Annotated in this window: 18 protein-coding genes; 12 read left to right on the plus strand and 6 right to left on the minus strand. The window is 71.9% G+C overall.

Annotated elements, in window-relative coordinates; genetic code table 11:
* The gene (gene moaA, locus ACFOYY_RS18530; protein WP_352013131.1) at positions 1 to 990 is read right to left on the minus strand and encodes a GTP 3',8-cyclase MoaA; all 990 of its coding nucleotides are present in this window, start codon (positions 988 to 990) and stop codon (positions 1 to 3) included.
* A gap of 648 nt (positions 991 to 1,638) precedes the next feature.
* On the opposite strand from moaA, the gene ACFOYY_RS18535 reads away from it, so the two are divergent.
* Together ACFOYY_RS18535 and ACFOYY_RS18540 are read left to right on the plus strand one after the other, a co-directional pair.
* Positions 1,639 to 1,887, plus strand: a complete 249-nt coding sequence (locus ACFOYY_RS18535) for a hypothetical protein (protein WP_352013132.1) — start codon at positions 1,639 to 1,641, stop codon at positions 1,885 to 1,887.
* A gap of 116 nt (positions 1,888 to 2,003) precedes the next feature.
* Positions 2,004 to 3,158, plus strand: coding sequence for an RtcB family protein (locus ACFOYY_RS18540; RefSeq protein WP_352013133.1), 1,155 nt, complete (start codon positions 2,004 to 2,006; stop codon positions 3,156 to 3,158).
* Between the two features lie 83 nt (positions 3,159 to 3,241).
* On the opposite strand, the gene ACFOYY_RS18545 is transcribed toward ACFOYY_RS18540, so the two are convergent.
* Positions 3,242 to 4,126, minus strand: coding sequence for a UbiA family prenyltransferase (locus tag ACFOYY_RS18545; protein ID WP_352013134.1), 885 nt, complete (start codon positions 4,124 to 4,126; stop codon positions 3,242 to 3,244).
* A gap of 113 nt (positions 4,127 to 4,239) precedes the next feature.
* Between ACFOYY_RS18545 and ACFOYY_RS18550 the strand changes: the two genes are divergently transcribed.
* Genes ACFOYY_RS18550 through ACFOYY_RS18560 form a run of 3 tightly spaced genes read left to right on the plus strand, consistent with a single transcriptional unit; the run spans position 4,240 to position 6,875 of the window.
* Positions 4,240 to 5,304, plus strand: coding sequence for a type III polyketide synthase (locus tag ACFOYY_RS18550; RefSeq protein WP_386190395.1), 1,065 nt, complete (start codon positions 4,240 to 4,242; stop codon positions 5,302 to 5,304).
* Positions 5,305 to 5,319: 15 nt separating this feature from the next.
* Complete coding sequence (locus ACFOYY_RS18555) at positions 5,320 to 5,865, plus strand: isoprenylcysteine carboxyl methyltransferase family protein (RefSeq protein ID WP_386190396.1); 546 nt, start codon at positions 5,320 to 5,322, stop codon at positions 5,863 to 5,865.
* The gene (locus tag ACFOYY_RS18560) at positions 5,862 to 6,875 is read left to right on the plus strand and encodes an NAD(P)/FAD-dependent oxidoreductase (RefSeq protein WP_386190397.1); all 1,014 of its coding nucleotides are present in this window, start codon (positions 5,862 to 5,864) and stop codon (positions 6,873 to 6,875) included. Before ACFOYY_RS18555 ends, ACFOYY_RS18560 begins: the two co-directional genes overlap by 4 nt.
* An 80-nt stretch (positions 6,876 to 6,955) precedes the next feature.
* Here ACFOYY_RS18560 and ACFOYY_RS18565 read toward each other — a convergent pair whose 3' ends face one another.
* The 3 genes from ACFOYY_RS18565 to ACFOYY_RS18575 form a co-directional block, all read right to left on the minus strand.
* Positions 6,956 to 7,462 carry a hypothetical protein gene (locus tag ACFOYY_RS18565; protein WP_352013138.1) on the minus strand — a complete coding sequence of 169 codons (507 nt, stop codon included), beginning with the start codon at positions 7,460 to 7,462 and terminating at the stop codon, positions 6,956 to 6,958.
* Positions 7,463 to 7,612: 150 nt separating this feature from the next.
* The gene (locus tag ACFOYY_RS18570) at positions 7,613 to 8,383 is read right to left on the minus strand and encodes a hypothetical protein (protein ID WP_386190398.1); all 771 of its coding nucleotides are present in this window, start codon (positions 8,381 to 8,383) and stop codon (positions 7,613 to 7,615) included.
* Between the two features lie 77 nt (positions 8,384 to 8,460).
* Entirely contained in the window at positions 8,461 to 10,296 is a 1,836-nt protein-coding gene (locus ACFOYY_RS18575) for an AMP-dependent synthetase/ligase (RefSeq protein ID WP_386190399.1), read from the minus strand.
* Positions 10,297 to 10,475: 179 nt separating this feature from the next.
* On the opposite strand from ACFOYY_RS18575, the gene ACFOYY_RS18580 reads away from it, so the two are divergent.
* From ACFOYY_RS18580 to ACFOYY_RS18590, 3 genes are all read left to right on the plus strand, one after another.
* Complete coding sequence (locus ACFOYY_RS18580) at positions 10,476 to 11,978, plus strand: peptide MFS transporter (RefSeq protein ID WP_386190400.1); 1,503 nt, start codon at positions 10,476 to 10,478, stop codon at positions 11,976 to 11,978.
* A 38-nt stretch (positions 11,979 to 12,016) separates the two neighbouring features.
* Positions 12,017 to 12,628 (plus strand): trimeric intracellular cation channel family protein, encoded by a 612-nt coding sequence (locus tag ACFOYY_RS18585; protein ID WP_352013142.1) that lies wholly within the window; start codon positions 12,017 to 12,019, stop codon positions 12,626 to 12,628.
* An 86-nt stretch (positions 12,629 to 12,714) separates the two neighbouring features.
* Positions 12,715 to 12,960 (plus strand): hypothetical protein, encoded by a 246-nt coding sequence (locus ACFOYY_RS18590; RefSeq protein ID WP_386190401.1) that lies wholly within the window; start codon positions 12,715 to 12,717, stop codon positions 12,958 to 12,960.
* Positions 12,961 to 12,963: 3 nt separating this feature from the next.
* On the opposite strand, the gene yczR is transcribed toward ACFOYY_RS18590, so the two are convergent.
* The gene (gene yczR / locus ACFOYY_RS18595) at positions 12,964 to 14,397 is read right to left on the minus strand and encodes a MocR-like transcription factor YczR (protein WP_352013144.1); all 1,434 of its coding nucleotides are present in this window, start codon (positions 14,395 to 14,397) and stop codon (positions 12,964 to 12,966) included.
* Between the two features lie 75 nt (positions 14,398 to 14,472).
* Here yczR and yczE point away from each other — a divergent pair, with 75 nt between their 5' ends.
* From yczE to grpE, 4 genes are all read left to right on the plus strand, one after another.
* Positions 14,473 to 15,078 carry a membrane protein YczE gene (yczE, locus tag ACFOYY_RS18600; RefSeq protein WP_352013145.1) on the plus strand — a complete coding sequence of 202 codons (606 nt, stop codon included), beginning with the start codon at positions 14,473 to 14,475 and terminating at the stop codon, positions 15,076 to 15,078.
* Between the two features lie 33 nt (positions 15,079 to 15,111).
* Positions 15,112 to 16,872, plus strand: coding sequence for a glycoside hydrolase family 15 protein (locus ACFOYY_RS18605; protein WP_352013146.1), 1,761 nt, complete (start codon positions 15,112 to 15,114; stop codon positions 16,870 to 16,872).
* 166 nt (positions 16,873 to 17,038) lie between these two features.
* The gene (locus tag ACFOYY_RS18610) at positions 17,039 to 17,287 is read left to right on the plus strand and encodes a hypothetical protein (RefSeq protein WP_352013147.1); all 249 of its coding nucleotides are present in this window, start codon (positions 17,039 to 17,041) and stop codon (positions 17,285 to 17,287) included.
* A gap of 82 nt (positions 17,288 to 17,369) precedes the next feature.
* Positions 17,370 to 18,230 (plus strand): nucleotide exchange factor GrpE, encoded by an 861-nt coding sequence (grpE, locus tag ACFOYY_RS18615; protein WP_386190402.1) that lies wholly within the window; start codon positions 17,370 to 17,372, stop codon positions 18,228 to 18,230.
* Positions 18,231 to 18,233 lie beyond the last annotated feature (3 nt).

Consider the following 18,233-nt stretch of genomic DNA (forward strand, 5'->3'; position numbering starts at 1 on the left):
TCATCCGCCGATGGCGGACATCGGGCGGGACGGTTGCAGGAAGGACGGGTCGTCGATGCCGTGCCCGGCCTTCTTGACGCGCACCGCGGCCAGCCAGCGCTCGGCCAGTTCCTCGTCGCCCGCGCCCGCGCGCATCGCCGCACGCAGGTCGGACTCGTCCGTGGCGAACAGGCAGTTGCGGACCTGGCCGTCGGCGGTGAGCCGTACCCGGTCGCAGGAGCCGCAGAACGGGCGGGTGACCGAACCGATCACACCGACCCTGGCCGGCCCGCCGCCGACCAGGAAGAGCTCGGCCGGGGCGCTGCCGCGCTCTCCCGGGTCGGCCTCTGTCAGGTCGAAGCTCTCCCGCAGTCCCGCGAGGATCTCCTCGGCCGTGATCATGTCCTGCCTGCGCCAGCCGTGCTGGGCGTCCAGCGGCATCTGCTCGATGAAGCGCAGCTCGTAGCCCCGTTCCAGGCAGTGGCGCAGCAGCGAGGCGGCCTCGTGGTCGTTGACGCCGCGCATCAGCACGGAGTTGATCTTCACCGGGCGCAGGCCCGCGGCGTCGGCGGCGGCCAGGCCGTCGAGCACGTCGGGCAACCGGTCGCGGTGGGCGAGTCTCCTGAACGTCTCCCGGTCGAGGGTGTCGAGGGAGACGTTGACCCGGCTCAGGCCCGCCTCGGCCAGGGGGGCGGCCAGTCTGGCCAGGCCGATGCCGTTCGTGGTCAGGGAGACCTGGGGCGCGGGGCGCAGGGCAGAGGTACGGGCCACGATGTCGACCAGTTCGCGGCGCAGCAGCGGCTCACCGCCGGTGTAGCGGACCTCGGTGACGCCCAGCCGTTCCACGGCGACGGTCACCAGCCTGACGATCTCGTCGGCGGTCAGCAGCTCGGGTTTGGGCAGCCACTCCAGCCCCTCGGGGGGCATGCAGTAGGAGCAGCGCAGGTTGCAGCGGTCCGTGAGGGACACCCGCAGATCAGTCGCCACCCGGCCGAACGAGTCCCGCAGCACGGGGCGCCACCTCCTCACATCCGTCTGCTCCGGCAGGGGCCCAGCCTACGGCCGGTACCCACCGGGACCTCCCACGGGTCTCCTCCTGGCGACAACATCACCATCGAAGGGTTGATTCCTCCATAGGAGGACATGTCCGGCTTCTGGGAGCGCTCTCATCTGCGCGATCAGACTTCCGAGGCGTCATGCAGGCCACAAACACCTCCATAAATCACAGAAAAATTCAGGTGATTCATGGATATATGCCTAATTAGCACATAACGCTTTGATGCCAAGGCCCCTGCGCGCCGGGGAGACCCCGGGAACCGCGCCGATAATCCGTAGCGACGACCCCGGGATCACGAAAGGAGCCGGACCCACGTGAGACCGGTAGCGGACAACCGCCTCAGCGCGCTGATCCTCGCGGCGCCCCTGCTCATGACCGCCCCCTGCCTGCCCCAGGGCGTGGCCGGCCTCGCGTCAGGCCCGGCCGTCATCCCCGCGAGAACTGCCGGGAACGCCATATTCCCCGACCGCCGAACACCACCGGAAGGTAACGGAATCGGATTTATGGAGAAAATCCCGGATCTGCCTTCCGGGTTTTCGACCGGGCCGATTCCGGAGAGAGTTCTTCAGCCGTTTCCACATGCCGCGTTCCGGGCGGCCGGCGTGGACGCGGCCGGGCCGCGAAAGCCGTCCGAGAAGCCGCAGGAGTCCGGGGAGGACGCGATCCCCGCCGTCCCCTTCCTCGTCGGCTCCGGAGTGATCCTGCTGGCCGTCGCCCTGCTCTTCCGGGGGACGTTGCGGGCCGACCTGCGCGCGGAGCGGAACCGGAGATCCCGTCTGGAACGTTCGAGGCGCCGGGCCGTCCCCCAGGAGGAGCACGGCCCGGAACCCGAGCCCGGTTCCCCCGCCTGAGCCGCCGGTCCCGGCTCCGTGTCCCGGCGGGTGAATCCGGCGAACGGTAAAATAAGTGGGATTTCCTTTCTGGGCTCGCCACACTGATCGACAGCCGGTCCAAGGAGATTCACACGATGCCGAACCAGCCCGCACCGAACCTGCTGTCGTGGGCCAGCGAGATCGACGAAGGCGCGATCATGCAGGCCGCACGCACCGCCCGTCTGCCGTTCGTCTCCGGCCACGTCGCTCTCATGCCAGACGCGCACGTCGGCATCGGGGCGACGGTCGGCTCGGTCATCCCCACCGAGAACGCCATCATTCCCGCCGCCGTCGGAGTGGACATCGGCTGCGGCATGGTGGCGACCGAGACGACGCTCACCGCCGCCGACCTGCCGGACACCCTCGCCGCGCTGATGCCGATGGTCGAGCACCGCATCCCGGCCGGGGTCGGCAAGGGGCACAGCGACCCGTCCATCGACCGGGCGCTCGACGACCTCGGCCTGCCGTACACGGACCTGAACCCCAGGCAGGAGAAGAAGGTCGCCGAGCAGTTCGGCACCCTCGGCTCGGGCAACCACTTCGTCGAGGTCTGCCTCGACGAGCGTGACCGGGTCTGGACGGTGCTCCACTCGGGGTCACGCGGCATCGGCAACCAGCTGGCCACGATGCACATCACGGGCGCCAAGCGGATGATGAGGAAGCAGGCCGTCGGTCTTGAGGACCCGGACCTGGCCTACCTCGTCCAGGACACCCCGGAGTTCACCGCCTACATCGAGGACATGCTGTGGTCCCAGCGCTACGCGATGGCCTCGCGGGCCCGGATGGACCGGGTGCTGGTCAACGCCCTGTTCCGGGTCGTCGGCGGCGGGCAGCGGGTCCGCACGATCAACTGCCACCACAACTTCACCCAGCGGGAGACCCACTACGGGAAGTCCCTGTGGATCACCCGTAAGGGCGCCATCAAGGCCGACACCGGCGACGAGGGCGTGATCCCGGGTTCGATGGGCACCCGTTCGTACATCGTCCGCGGCCTGGGGAACCCGGAGTCCTACACCTCCTGCTCGCACGGGGCGGGACGCCGGATGTCACGGACGAAGGCCAAGCGGGAGCTCTCGGCCGACTCGCTCGCCCAGGCGATGCGGGGCCGTACGTGGAACTCCGACAGGGCCGCCTCACTGGTCGACGAGCACCCGGAGGCGTACAAGCCCATCGACCAGGTCATGGCCGACCAGAAGGACCTCGTCGAGGTCCGGCACACCCTGCGCCAGATCTTCAACTACAAGGGCTGATCGTACGGCGGGCGGGATCTTGCCCCGCCCGCCGTTCTTCTGCAAGATCGCAGTATGCGCGGTTGCCTCCGGCGGGACGCGGTTCAGGGCACGACGGTGATCGTGGTGGTCGTGGCGAGCAGGAGCAGGACGTCGAGCGCCGCGACGGCCACGGCTCCCGCGAAGGGGGCCTTCGGCGACCGGTTCGCCGCCAGCGGCCCGGCACAGGCGAGCGCCACGGCGACGGCGAGCGCGGCCCACTCCCCGGGCCCGGGCGCCCCCGGCGGTCCCAGGACCAGCGTCACGGTCGCCAGCAGCAGGGGGACGGGGACAAGCGCGCGCACCCGCGCGGCGCCGAGCCGCTGCGGCCAGCCCCTGACCCCGGCCGCCAGGTCGTCCTGGATGTCGGGCAGCACGTTCGCCAGGTGCGCGCCGCAGCCCAGCAGGGCCGCGGCGAGGACCGCCCACCACGCGGGCCACGGCGCGCCGGGCAGCCCCAGCGTCACGAACGGCGGCAGGGAGCCGAACCCGACCGCGTACGGCAGCCACGAGAACACCGTCGCCTTGAGTCCCAGGTCGTACGCCCAGGCCGCGGCGACGCCCGTGAGGTGGACGCCCCCCGCGACGGGACCGAAGGCCAGGGAGAGCGGCACGCAGAGCGCCAGGGCCGTCCACGCCGCGGCCCACACCGTGCGCGCGGCGAGCAGGCCCTCCGCGACCGGCTTTCCCGTACGGCCCGCGGCGGTGTCCCTGGCCGCGTCGGCCGCGTCGTTGCACCAGCCGATCGACAGCTGGCCGGTCAGCACGGCGGCGGCCACCAGGGCGCATCCGGCCGCGTCGTGCCCGCAGACCAGGGCCAGCGCGCCCACCAGTACGGTGACGGCCGCGGTCGGCCCGGGATGGCAGGCGCGCGCCAGCGCGACGACCGTCGTGAACCCGGTCCCCGGCCTGCCCGCCGTCCGCACCCGCCCCGCCCACCGGCTCGTCACAGAGTCGATGTTAGGCACACCCGCGGCGGGAAGAAGGCTTGCCACGGACACGGACGGGCAGAAGCCAGATGTCCGCACCCCCCTTTCCCACGAGGCCCGGGAGTGACCCTTTCATGACGCGAATCGCCGCCGTCCGCGGCGCGCTTCCGCCGAACCGCCACCCCCAGGCCGAGATCACCGACGCCATCGCGCGGCTGTGCCTGCCCGAGGGCGCCGACCGGCGGGTGCTCGACCGGTTACACGCGAGTGCCAGGGTCGGCTTCCGCCACCTGGCGCTGCCCCTGCACCGCTACGCCAAGCTCGACGGGTTCGGGGCGGCCAACGACGTCTTCGTCGAATGCGCCGTGGGGCTGGGCACGGAGGCGGTCGGCGCCGCGCTCGACGCCGCGGGGCTCACCCCGGGGGACGTGGACATGATCATGTTCACCTCGGTGACCGGCCTGGCCGCGCCCTCGGTCGACGCCAGGCTGGCGGGCCGGTTGGGGTTACGTCCCGACGTCAAACGGGTGCCGATCTTCGGGCTCGGCTGCGTGGCGGGGGCGGCGGGGATCGCCCGGCTGCACGACTACCTGCGCGGCTGGCCCGGGCACGTGGCGGTGCTGCTCTCGGTCGAGCTGTGCTCGCTGACCCTGCAGCGCGGCGACTCCTCGGTCGCCAACCTGGTCGCGGGCGCGCTGTTCGGCGACGGCGCGGCGGCCGTGGTCGCCTGCGGCGCCGAACGGGCCGCCGCCCTGCCAGGAGGGGGGCCCACGGTCGTGGCGACCCGTGGCCACCTGTATCCCGACTCGGAACACGTCATGGGCTGGGACGTCGGCGACACCGGGTTCCAGGTGGTCCTCGACGCCGGCGTCCCCGACGTGGTGCGGACCTACCTGGCCGACGACGTGGACGGCTTCCTCGCCGACCATGGGCTGACCAGGGACGACATCACGGCCTGGGTGTGCCACCCGGGCGGCCCGAAGGTGCTCGACGCCGTCGCCGAGACGCTCGGGCTGCCGCAGGACGCGCTCGAACTCACCTGGCGCTCACTGGCCTCGGTCGGCAACCTGTCCTCCTCGTCGGTGCTGCACGTGCTGCGGGACACCCTCGCGCTTCGCCCGCCTCCCGCGGGGACTCCGGGGCTGCTCATCGCGATGGGCCCCGGTTTCTGCTCCGAACTCGTCCTGTTGCGCTGGTGACCCGTGGGGGGAACGGTGTCCTGGTATCTGTGGCTCGTCCTGCTCGTCGGCGTGGAGCGGCTGGCGGAGCTGGTGGTCGCCCGGCGCAACGCGCGCTGGAGCCTGGCCCGCGGGGGGATCGTCCACGGGCGCGGCCACTATCCGTGGATGGTCGCCCTGCACACCGGGTTGCTGGCCGGGTGCGCGCTGGAGGCCGGTCTGACGGGACGGCCCTTCGTCCCCGCGCTCGGCTGGCCCATGCTCGCCCTGGTCGTCGCGGCACAGGGGCTGCGCTGGTGGTGCGTCACCACGCTGGGCAGGCAGTGGAACACCGAGGTGATCGTGGTCCCCGGCCTGTCCCCGGTGACGGGCGGGCCGTACCGGCTGCGGTGGCTGCGCCACCCCAACTACGTGGCGGTCGCCGCCGAGGGGGTGGCCCTTCCGCTGGTGCACGGCGCCTGGGTCACCGCGGTGACGTTCACGGTGCTGAACGCCGCGCTCATGGTGGTGCGGATCCGCTGTGAGGAGGCCGCCCTGGCCACGCTCTCCCCCGCGCCGTCCGCCGGGCGGGCCCCCGCGTGATCGACGTCCTGGTCGCCGGCGGGGGGCCCGCCGGTCTCGCCACCGCCATCCACGCGGCGCTGGCCGGGATGGAGGCCGTCGTGGTCGAGCCCCGGCCGGGCCCGGTCGACAAGGCGTGCGGCGAGGGGTTGATGCCCAGCGGCGCGGCGGCGCTGCTGGGGCTGGGCGTGCGGCCCGAGGGCAGGCCTCTGGCGGGAATCCGCTACGTGGACGGCGGCGACCGGGTCCAGGCCGAGTTCAGGAGGGGAAGCGGGCTCGGGGTGCGCCGCACCGCCCTGCACGACGCGCTGTCGCGACGTGCCGCCGAGGTGGGCGTGCGGGTCGTACGCGGCAGGGTCGAGGAGGTACGGCAGCACCACGACCGCGTCGAGGCCGCGGGGCTGCGGGCCAGGTGGCTGGTGGCCGCCGACGGTCTGCACTCCCCGCTGCGCGCCATGCTCGGGCTCCGGCTTCCCGACACCCGCCCCCGCAGGTACGGCCTGCGGCGGCACTATCTCGTCGCCCCCTGGACGGACTTCGTCGAGGTGCACTGGGCCGACGAGTCCGAGGCCTACGTGACGCCGGTCGGCGACGACCTGGTCGGGGTGGCCGTGCTCAGCTCACGGCGGCGGGGCTACCAGGAACATCTGGCGGACTTCCCCGAGCTCGCGGCCAGGCTCACCGGACCGGCGGCGACCAGTGTGCGGGGGGCGGGGCCGTTGCGCCAGCGGGTGCGCCGCCGGGTCTCGGGGCGGGTGCTGCTGGTCGGCGACGCCGCGGGTTACATCGACGCCCTCACCGGTGAGGGGCTCTCCCTGGCGCTGTTGTCCGCGCGGGCGCTCGTCGGCTGCCTGCGGGCGGGGGACCCGGACTCCTACGAGGAGGCCTGGCTGCGCCTGTCGCGCAGGCACAGGCTGCTCACCGGGGCGCTGCTGGGGACCCGGCGGTACCGCGGGGCCGCACGGCTGATCGTCCCGGCCGCCCGGCGGCTGCCCGTCCTGTTCGGGGCCGCGGTGCACGCGCTCTCGTGAGGGTCCCGGCGGTCGCGCCTACGGCGGGCGGCGGACCGCCCCGCGCGGGCGGGACGGTCCTGGGCTCGCTCACCGGTCGGTCAGCGGAAGACCCTGACCCAGTCGCTGTCCTCGGACGGCGCCAGGCCCCTGGCGCCCTCGAAGACGACGCGCCAGGTGCCGGAGGTGTAGACGCGGACGTCCGTGGCGAAACGCCCGTCACGGCCGGTCTCGATCGCGTCGACGAACTCCCACTTGCTCCTGCCGCTCGCGCGGAAGAGCACCACGATCTTCTGCCAGCCGGCGGAGCCCGCCCACTGGGTCCTGCCGTTGTCGCAGGGGTTGTGGCGGGTGGCCAGGCCGGGACCGCGCTCGTGCGGGTTGCAGTCCTCACCGACCTGGAGCTGGCCGCTCAGCGTGATGCGCTGGAACCTGCGGGCCGGGTTGGGGTCGGCGTTGAAGCCGGCGATCCTGGTCTCGGTGTAGGCCCGGCTCCCGGCCTGCGCGGACACGGCCTGGGTGGTCGCGGCCTGCGCCGGTGCGGTGACCGCGAGCGCGGAGGCGCTCAGCGCCGCCGTGGCCAGGACGGTCGCGATGCGTCGCAGCATCTGGAACTTCCTTCCCCGTTGAAGGACGCGCCCCGCGGTGGGGCGCGCCTACCGTCAAAGACGCTTCAACATAAGGAAAAGTCACAGTAAATAGGAAATTAGCCACTCCAAATGGAATAACGATATGGCGATTTGTCCTATTAAATGCACTTATGCGGTGGTCGGGTGGATGATGCTGCGTCTGCCCGCGTAGTGTCCCGTCCCGGCGAACAGGATGCGCCACTGGCCGTCCCTGATCCCCGGAACGTCCCTGGCGAAGCGGCCCTGCGCGTCGGTGGTCGCCGAGGCCACGCTCTGCCAGGGCTCCCCGGGCTCGCTCCGGTGCAGGATGCCCACCGGCTGGCCGGGGAAGGGGGCGTAGTCCAGGTAGCCCTGCGGGTCGACCCGGTTCAGGACACCGCGAACCCGCGCCCCCGTCTCCCCCGCGGCCACCCGCACCGCGCTGAACCTGGTCTCCCTGCGCAGCCTGAAGACGGTGTGCCCGGTGACGACCTCACCACCGGCGCCCCTGGCGGTCACCGTGACGGTCCAGCGCCCCGTCGGGTACCAGCGGGTCAGACCCTTGTCGGGCACGAACCTCCAGATCTCCCACTCCGGCGCCGGGGCAGGCGCCTGCGCCCCCTGACCGTCTGCGACACCGGTGACCCCGGTGTCCTCGGCGTCCTCCTGGATCGGCGGGGAGGCCGGCTCGTCGGCCGCGTCCGGGGCGCCCGGCTCGACCTCGATCGTCACCCCGTCCGGCCCCGCGACCCCGCCCGCGACCACCTCGATCACCACCCGCACCGATCCGGACGGCCCGACGACGGGCGCGCCCGGGGTCACGGTCACCGAGCGGATCACCGGTTCCCCGGCCACGCCCGCCCCGGCCGGGACGGGCGGGACGACGGTCGCCGCCGCCAGCAACGCGAAAAGGAATCTCATGACCCAGGACGCTAGGAACGGCGCGGTAATGGCCGGGGGACGGACACGCGCCCGTTGGGCAAAGGGACAGGCACGGGTCAGGACGCGTACAGGCCGTCGATCACCTCCGCGTACCTGGTGTGGATGATCCGGCGTCTGAGTTTCAGGCTCGGCGTGAGCTCCTGGCTCTCCGGCGTCCACTCGACCGGCAGCAGCCGCCAGCGCTTGACCTGCTGTACCCGGGCGAGCCGCCCGTTGGCCGCGGCGACCGCCCCGGCGACCTCGCGCAGGACCTCGGGGTGCTCGGCGAGGTCGGCCAGGCAGGTGAACCCGATGCCCCGCTCCTTCGCCCAGCCGGGAGCCGTCTCACCGTCGAGGGTGAGGATCGCCACCGGGTACGGCCTGCCGTCGCCGTAGGCCAGGGCCTGGCCGACGATGGGGTGTTCCCTGAGGAGGCCCTCGATGTTGGCCGGGGAGATGTTCTCGCCCCCCGAGGTGATGATGAGCTCCTTCTTGCGGTCGAGGATGCTGACGAAGCCGTCCTCGTCGACCACGCCGACGTCGCCGGTGTGCAGCCAGCCGTCCTCGTCCAGCAGTTCCGCGGTCTCCCCCGGCCGGTTGAGGTAGCCGACGGCGTTGGCCGGGCTGCGGGTGAGGATCTCCCCGTCCTCGGCGACGCGGATCTCCACCCCGGGCCCGGCCTGCCCGACCGTGCCGAGTTTGAAGCGGTCCTGGGCGTTGGCGGTGAACGCACCCGTCGTCTCCGTCATGCCGTACACGTCCAGGACGCGCAGGCCGAGACCGGCGAAGAAGCGCTGGACCTCGCGCGGCATCGGCGCCGCGGCGGTGGCGAGCCAGCCCGCGTTGTCCAGGCCGATCAGCGAGCGCACGCCGGACAGCAGCGCGGCGTCGGCCCGCTCGTAGGCCTCGCGGACCCCGGGTGAGGGCGTGCGGCCGTACTGGCAGGCCTCGATGTGGGCGAGACCGGCGGCCATGGCCAGACGCGCCTGCTCGCGCCGATCCTGCGGCTGCATGGACAGCAGGGCCTGGAGCCTGGCCATCATCTTCTCCCACACGCGCGGCACGCCGAAGAAGAGCACCGGCCTGACCTGGCCGAGGATCGCGCCGAGCTGGGACATGTCGGTGCAGAAGTAGGTGTGGGAGAGCTTGAAGAGCGGCAGGTAGAGGCTGAGCACCCGCTCGGCGATGTGCGCGTAGGTCAGATAGGAGATCTGGGTGCCGCGTTCGGGCACCCGCGCCAGCCGGTCGGTGGCCACGACCTCGTAGAACACGTTGGCGTGGGTGAGCGGCACGCCCTTGGGGTCGCCGGTCGTGCCGGAGGTGTAGAGCACCGTCAGGACGTCGTCGGCGGTCACCGCGCGCCAGCGGGCCTCGACCTCGCCGGGTTCGGCGGCCAGCCGTTCGCGGCCCATGGACAGCAGGTCCTCCCAGGAGACGAAACGGTCGTCCCGGGGGGCGCCCTCCAGCATGACGATCCTGCGCAGCGCGGGCAGGTCCCCGAGGATCGGCTCCCATCTGGCCAGGTCGGCCGGGCCGCCGAGCACCGCGATCCGCGCGCCCACGTCGGCCGCGACGAAGGCGACCTGCTCGGGGGCGAAGGTGGGGTAGACCGAGCACGAGACGCCGCCCGCGTGCACCGCGCCCAGGTCGGCCAGGACGTGCTCGCTGCGGTTGACCATCATCAGGGCGACGGCCTCGCCCCTGCGCAGCCCGAGGGCGGCGAAGCCCGCGGCGATCTCCAGCACCCTCCGCCTGGCCTCGCCGTAGGTCATGGTCGTCCAGCCCTGCCCCGAGGGGTCGGAGTAGGCGGGGGCTCCCGCGTCCCGTTCGGCCGCCTCCCTCAACTGGGCGCAGACGGTACGGCCCGCGATCTCCCGCTCGATCGCGGCCCGTTCCTCAAGGACACCGGCCATCGAAGCGCCTCCTGGAAGTGCTCACTTGCCTTCGTGAGGCATGCATCGCATCACACGGGATACGGGGGGACAAGACCTTCGGCGTTAAGGGACCGACGACGCACGACCTTTCGGTCCGCCCTCGCCGGAACGAACACGCAGAGTTACAGTTCGATCACACACTGAGGTCGGGGGGCGCTATGACATCGGCGACAAAGGCGGAGGAGAAATCCTTCTTCGGGCATCCACGCGGCCTCGCCACGCTGTTCGGCACCGAGATGTGGGAGCGCTTCAGCTGGTACGGCCTGCGCGCGATCCTGGCCACCTTCATGGCCGCCTCCCCCGCCGTCGGCGGGCTGGGCATGGGCAAGGGGACCGCGCAGGCGCTCGTCGGCGTCTACGGCGCCCTGATCTATCTGGTGGCCCTGCCCGGCGGCTGGGTCGCCGACCGCGTCCTCGGTGCCCGCAGGGCGGTGCTGTGGGGCGGTCTGATCATCATGTTCGGGCACATCAGCATGGCGATACCGGCCAGGACGGGCCTCTTCGTGGCCCTCGGCCTGCTGCTCATCATCGCCGGGACCGGGCTGCTGAAGCCGAACATCTCCGCGATGGTCGGCAAGCTCTATCCGGAGGACGCCGACGCGCGCAGGGACGCGGGCTTCTCCCTGTTCTACCTCGGCATCAACCTGGGGGCCTTCGTCGCCCCCATCGTGGTCGGCTGGCTCGCCGACGGCGACCGCTGGCACCTGGGCTTCGGGGCGGCGGCCGTCGGGATGGCCCTCGGCCTGGTCCAGTACGTGGCGGGCCGCTCCCGCCTCCGGGGCGCCGGCGACGAGCCCGGGCACCGGCTGACCCCCGCCGAGCACCGGCACTTCACCCTCGTCGCGCTCGGCTCGACGGCCGTGATCGTCGTGGCCCTGACGCTCTGGGCGCTCTCCGGGACCTTCAGCCTCGACGCCTTCGCGCTGGCGCTGACCGTGGTGATCGTGATCGTTCCGGTGGTCTACTTCGGCTACATCCTGCTGGGCAGCCACAACCTGACGCCGGAGGAGCGCGCCGGGATGCGGGCCTACATCTGGTTGTTCGCCGCCGCGGCCGTCTTCTGGATGATCTACGACCTGGCCCCGACCGTGCTGCTGTTCTTCGCCGCGGACCACACCGACCTCTCGCTGTCCGGTGTGCGCATCACCGCCGCGGCGACGCAGTCGTTCAACCCGCTGTTCATCATGATCTTCGTACCGGTCTTCGCGGCGTTGTGGGTGAAGCTGGGCAACCGGGTCACGGCCCCGCAGAAGTTCGCCTTCGCGCTGGTCATGGTCGGCCTGAGCTTCGTGATCATGGCGGCGGCCTCCGCCCTGGCCGGGAACGGGAGGGTCTCGGTGTGGTGGCTGGTGGCGGTCTACCTCGTCCAGGTCTTCGGGGAGCTGGCGCTGAGCCCGGTCGGGCTCTCGGTCACCACCAAGCTCGCCCCCCAGGCGTTCAAGGGACAGATGCTCGGCGTCTGGTTCATCGCCGTCTCGGTCGGTGACGCGGTCGGCGGGCAGACGGGCAGGCTCAGGGAGCACATGTCCGATCCCGCCTACTTCCTCACGCTGGCGGCGATCGCGGTCGTGGCGGGCGTGCTGCTGTTCCTGTTCGTGCCGCGGCTGCGCGTCCTGATGCGGGAGCACGACCACGCGCCTTCCGGACACCAAGAAATATGACGTAAGACCCATAGAGCCGGTCATGGGATGATTTATCAGTGAACCAATGGCTTGACCTCGTCGGAATCTTCGTCTTCGCTCTCTCAGGCGCACTCGTGGGCGTCCGCAGGCGACTGGACGTGGTCGGCATGGCCGTACTGGCGGAGATGACCGCGCTCGGCGGCGGCATCCTGCGTGACCTGATCCTCAACGTCCGGCCCGCTGCCTTCTCCAGCACCGGATACGTGCTCGCCCCGGTGATCGCGACGGCCATCGTGTTCTTCTGGCACCCGCACGTGGAGCGGGTGATGCCCGCCGTCAACGTGTTCGACGCGGCGGGCCTCGGCCTGTTCTCCGTGGTGGGCACGGAGAAGGCGCTGAGCTACGGCCTGAGCCCGCTGCACGCGACGCTGCTCGGGGTCACCACCGGTGTCGGCGGCGGCGTGCTGCGCGACGTCCTGTCCGGGCAGATCCCCATCCTGCTCTACGACCGCCAGCTCTACGCGGTGCCCGCCCTGTTCTGCTCGGCGGTGATGGCCGTGCTCTACATCCTGGACCTGCACGGCTGGCCCGCCACGCTGGCCGCCGCCGTACTCGGGTTCGGGCTGCGCATCGCCGCGATGCGGCTGCGCTGGCGCGCCCCGCTCGCCCGGGGAGTCGCGCCGGAGTAGCCCGGTGAAAACCCTGGTCAAGTCGCGTTACACGGCGTACGGCCCGGGCATCGCGGCGGTAGGCGTCCAACTCACGGGAGGCCACCATGGCCAAGGGGAAGAAGACCGCGGGCCACGGGCGACGGCCCTGCACCGTCAGTCTGCCGCTGGTCGGGACGGTGGCGGTGCCGCCACCCGAACGGCTGGCCTTCTACGCGGTGCTGGGGGTGCTCGGCGCCCTTAAGGTCATCGACTGGCCCGTCGCGATCGTCGTCGGGGCCGGTCACCTGCTCTCCGAGCAGCATCGCTCCGGCCTCCTGCAGGAGGCCGGAGAGGCGGCGGAGGCCGCCTGACGATCACAGGGCGGGGGTGAGCGGCGGAGCCGGGCGGGCGCCGTACGGGCCCCTGATCCTGGCCTCCGCGATGCGGGCCACTCCCTCGGTGACGACCTGCGGGGACTGGGTGAAGGGAAGCCGGAGCCTGCCTTCGAGCGTGCCGTCGACGCCGAACCAGGTGCCGGGGGCCAGCCGTACGCCCTGGCAGGCGGCGGCCTCGGCCAGCAGGCTGCCCGAGTGGTCGGGCAGCCTGATCCACAGCGAGCCGCCGCCCCTGGGCACGGTGTAGTCCCAGTCCGGCATGTGCTCGGCCAGCGCGGTCGTCAGGGCGGCCCGTGACGCGCCGAGGCTGCGGCGGCGTTCGGCCCTGGTCTCCTCGATGTCCTCGAAGAGCCTGGCCACGACGAGCTGCTCGAACAGGGAGCTCGCGATGTCGACCGAGGCGCGCAGGGCGGCCAGGCGGCGCACCATGGCGGCGCCCGTGCGGATCCAGCCGATGCGCAGGCCGCCCCACCACAGCTTGGAGGCCGATCCCAGGCTGATCACCCTGCCGTCGGTGTCGAAGGCGGCCAGCGGGGCGGTCCTGGGCACCTCGTCGATGTCCAGCTCGCTCCAGGTCTCGTCCACGATCAGCGTGGTGTCGTGCCTCCTGGCCGCGCTCACCAGCCCGGCCCGGGTGGCGTCGTCCATCAGGTGGCCGGTGGGGTTGTGGAAGTCGGGGATGACGTAGGCCAGGCGGGCCCCTGACTGGCGCATCGCGCTGGTGAGCAGGTCCAGGTGCCAGCCGTCGTCGGGGATGCCGACCGGGACGATCCTGGCGCCCCGCGCCCTGGCCAGGTCGATGGCGTGCGGATAGGTCGGCGAATCGAGCAGGAACGGGTCGCCCGGCGCGAGCAGCGCCATGGCCAGCAGGTGGAGGCCGTGCTGGGCGCCCGCGGTGATGAGGATCTGCTCCGGCCTGGTGGCCAGCCCCCGCGCGCAGTACCGGGCGGCGACGGCCTGGCGCAGCGGCGCGATCCCGACCGGGTCGTAGCCCATGCCCAGGGTGTAGCGCGGATAGCCCTCCCCCGCGGCGGCGATCGCGGCGGGCAGCGTCCTGGCCGCCGACGGCGCCGCGCAGTGCAGCGGCAGCAGCCCGTCGTCCTCTGCGGCGATCCAGGGGTTCTCCGCGCCGAGCGAGCCCGCGTCCGGCAGCGCCGTCCAGCTCCCCGCCCCCTGCCTGCTCTCCAGGTATCCCTGCTCGCGCAGCCGGTCGTAGGCGGAGGTCACGGTCGTACGGCTGACGCCCAGCGCCTCGGCGAGGTGCCGCTCCGCCGGGACCCGTACCCGCACGGGCAGCCGCCCGTCGAGGATCAGCGACCGCACGGTCGCGGCCAGGGTCCGGTAGTACGGCTTGGCGCCGGGGTCGATCGCCAGGAGGCGAGCGAGCTGGACGCCACTCAGATAGCGGTCCACCCACCCCACTATAAGGCCACTTTTCGTGATTGGCCCTTTTGGATGGCAGTAATGGCATGGACGATAAGTGCCATTATGAGCGAGGCAACACTTCCCACCCTCGGGTCGTTCCCCGGCCGCCTCCTGCGCCTGTACGCCGGACTGGCGCTCTACGGCGTCGGCATCGGCCTGCAGATCGAGTCACGGCTCGGCGGCAGCCCGTGGGACGTCTTCCACCAGGGCCTGTCCATCCATCTCGGCCTGTCCATCGGCACCTGGATCATCGTGGTCGGCGCGGCGGTGATGCTGCTGTGGATCCCCCTCAGGCAGCGGCCCGGCATCGGCACCCTCAGCAACGTCCTGTTCCTCGGGCTGTTCGCCGACGCCGCGATGTGGCTGGCCCCCGAGCCGGGACCGCTGGCCCTGCGGTGGGTCTACCTGGTGCTCGGCGTCGTCGCGACCGGCGCGGCCACCGGGCTCTACATCGGCGCGGGCCTGGGCCCCGGACCGCGCGACGGCCTGATGACCGGCCTCAACCGCCTGGGCATGTCCATCCGTTCGGCCAGGACCCTCATCGAGGTGACGGTGCTGGCCGTCGGCTGGCTGCTCGGCGGGACCGTGGGCCTGGGAACCGTGGTCTTCGCCCTGGCGATCGGCCCGCTGAGCCAGTTCTTCATGCCGCTGATGCGCCCCAAGGACTGATCGGGACGCCGCGGAGGCGTTAGCGTCGAGCACATGCGGATCGAGGACTACGCCCTCATAGGCGACATGCAGTCGGCGGCACTGGTCGGCCGCAACGGCTCCATCGACTGGCTCTGCCTGCCCAAGTTCGACTCGCCCGCGTGCTTCGCGGCACTGCTCGGCGACAAGCACCACGGGCAGTGGTGGCTCGGTCCCGCCGGCGCCCGGCGGCCCGACGCCACCAGGCGCCGTTACAAGGGCGACTCCCTGGTGCTGGAGAGCGAGTGGGACACCCCGGGCGGCACGGTCCGCGTCACGGACTTCATGCCGACCAGGCACGTCAACCCCGACCTGGTCAGGATCGTCGAGGGTGTCTCCGGCACGGTCGAGATGGCCACCGAGATCCGCGTCCGCTTCGACTACGGCCGCATCGTGCCCTGGGTGCGCCGTACCGACGGGCTGCTGCAGGCCGTGGGCGGCCCCGACTCGGTGTGGCTGCACTCCCCGATCCCGCTGCAGGGCGGCGACTACGCCCACAAGGCGAGGTTCCAGGTCGCCGAGGGCGAACGCCTGGCCTTCGTCTTCACCTGGCACCCCTCCCACGAGGCCAGGCCCGTCGAGATCGACCCCTTCGAGCAGCTCACGCAGACCGAGCAGCTGTGGGAGGAGTGGCTCGGCCAGTGCGCCTACCAGGGTCCGTGGCGGGACGCCGTGGTCCGCTCGCTCATCACGCTCAAGGCGCTCACCTACGCCCCCACCGGCGGCATCGTCGCCGCCCCGACCACCTCGCTGCCCGAGGACCTCGGCGGGGTCCGCAACTGGGACTACCGCTACTGCTGGCTGCGCGACGCGACCATGACGCTTGAGGCCCTCATCGGCGCGGGCTACCTGGAGGAGGCCCGCTCCTGGCGGGCGTGGCTGCTGCGGGCCATCGCGGGCCGCGCCCAGGACCTGCAGATCATGTACAGCGTGACCGGAGAGCGCAGGCTGACCGAGCTCGAACTGTCCTGGCTGCCCGGCTACGAGGCCTCCCGCCCCGTCAGGATCGGCAACGACGCCGTCACCCAGCTCCAGCTCGACGTGTACGGCGAGGTGATGAACGCCCTGTACCTGTCGCGCGCCTCGGGCATGGAGCCCGACGACCGGGCGTGGACCATCCAGCGCGAGCTGCTCGGATACGTGGAGGCCCACTGGGACGAGCCCGACGAGGGACTGTGGGAGGTCAGGGGTCCGCGCAGGCACTTCACCCACTCCAAGGTGATGTGCTGGGTGGCCCTCGACCGGGCCGTCAAGCAGGTCGAGGAGTTCGGCAGGACGGGGCCGGTGGCGCGCTGGCGGGAACTGCGCGACCGGATCCACGCCGAGGTGTGCCACAAGGCGTTCGACTCCGCGCGCGGCACCTTCACCCAGTCGTACGGCTCGGCGGAGCTCGACGCCTCCCTGCTGCTGATCCCCATGGTGGGCTTCCTGCCCCCCGAGGACCCCAGGGTGGTCGGCACCGTCGAGGCGATCCAGCGTGAGCTGATGGTCGACGGCTTCGTGCTGCGTTATCCGCTGGACGAGGACAACGACGTGGACGGCCTGCCGGGGGGTGAGGGCGCGTTCCTGGCGTGCAGCTTCTGGCTGGCCGAGGCGCTGGCGATGATCGGGCGCAAGGAGGAGGCCGTCGAGCTGTTCGAGCGCCTGCTGGCGCTGCGCAACGACGTCGGCCTGCTCTCCGAGGAGTACGACCCCCGCTACGGCCGCATGGTCGGCAACTTCCCGCAGGCCTTCAGCCACGTCCCGCTGATCCACACGGCCCGCGCGCTGAGCTGACCCCGCCCGCCGTACTCCTCGGGAGGACCCCGGGAGGGCGCTGACGAGCCGAAATGCGGCGGATCCGGAAGGCCAGAAAAGTCGTGAAAAAATTTTTCCCCTCGGGTGCAACTAAACACGGCCAAGGTCACTCTCACCTGTTGAACACCACCCGAAAGGAACAAACATGAGCGACTTCGCTACCTCCGACCTGGTCGACTACGACGGCGACGGCAGCGCCGACGCCCAGCTGATCGACACCGACGGCGACGGCTACGCCAACGAGGAGCGCTACGACACCGACGGTGACGGGGTGACCGACGTCGTCTACCTCGACAACGACGGTGACGGCTACATCGACGAGGCCCGGGTCGACTACGACGGCGACGGCGTCGCCGACTACACCCAGACCTCGGGCCCCTTCCCCACCGCCTGACCGCACGAGCAGCGTGAGCCCGTGTGTCCTCACGTGTGATCCCGTCGCGGACCACACGGGCGAATGACGAGGAAGACAACCGATGGAAGATCGACGCGCGCTCCTGCCCCTGATGCTCCTGCTGGCCTGCGCGGCACTGACCGCCTGCGGCCTCGTGGGAGGGGAGACGGGCGGGCAGACGCGGACCGTCGCCACGTCATCGGAGCCCGGCGAGCCGGGTGTCTCCCAAGGAGAGGCCGTACGGCCCCTGCGTAAGGGGCGGGGGGTGACGCCCGGCGAAACGGGGACGCCGGGCGGACCGTTCCCGCTCCCCCTCCCCCTGATGCTCGCGATCGGCGGCGGGGTCGCCGTGGCGGGCGCGGGAGGGCTCTACCTGTGGTCGCGCGGCCGGCGGACGGTCGCCGCCACACCGTCCCCGGCGCCGCCGTGGCAGACGGCCCCCCAGGCCCCTCAGACCCCTCAGATGCCCCTGACCCCCCAGGCTCCCCCTGGGACGATGGCCGCCGAGGCGCCGCCGCACCCGTGGGCACCCGAGCGTGACCCGCTGGCCGAGGCGCTCACCGAGGTGGCGGGCAGCGGGATCAGCCAGGCGCTCACCCAGCAGGTCGAGCGACTGTTCTCCGGAGGGCATCCGGGCAGGGAGACCCTGGTCGAGGCCTGCATCGGCTACCGGGACCAGATCGCCGAACGCCACCCCCGGCTGGCCGACACCCTGGGGGACGGCCTGAACCGGGCCGGGGTGCGGGAGATCGTCCCGGACGGGCAGCGGTTCGACCCACGCCTGCACGAGGCGTTCGGCTCCGAGCCGACCGACCGGCCCGAACTGCACGACACGGTGGCGGAGACCGTCAAGAGGGGGTACGCCGACGGCGGCCGGGTGATCCGCGTGCCGCAGGTCGCCGTCTACCGTCACCCGGCGCCCGGAGGCGAGGGTGTGGGGTGAGGC

This window comes from Streptosporangium jomthongense (assembly GCF_042650425.1).
In the GTDB taxonomy this organism is placed as follows: Bacteria; Actinomycetota; Actinomycetes; order Streptosporangiales; family Streptosporangiaceae; genus Streptosporangium.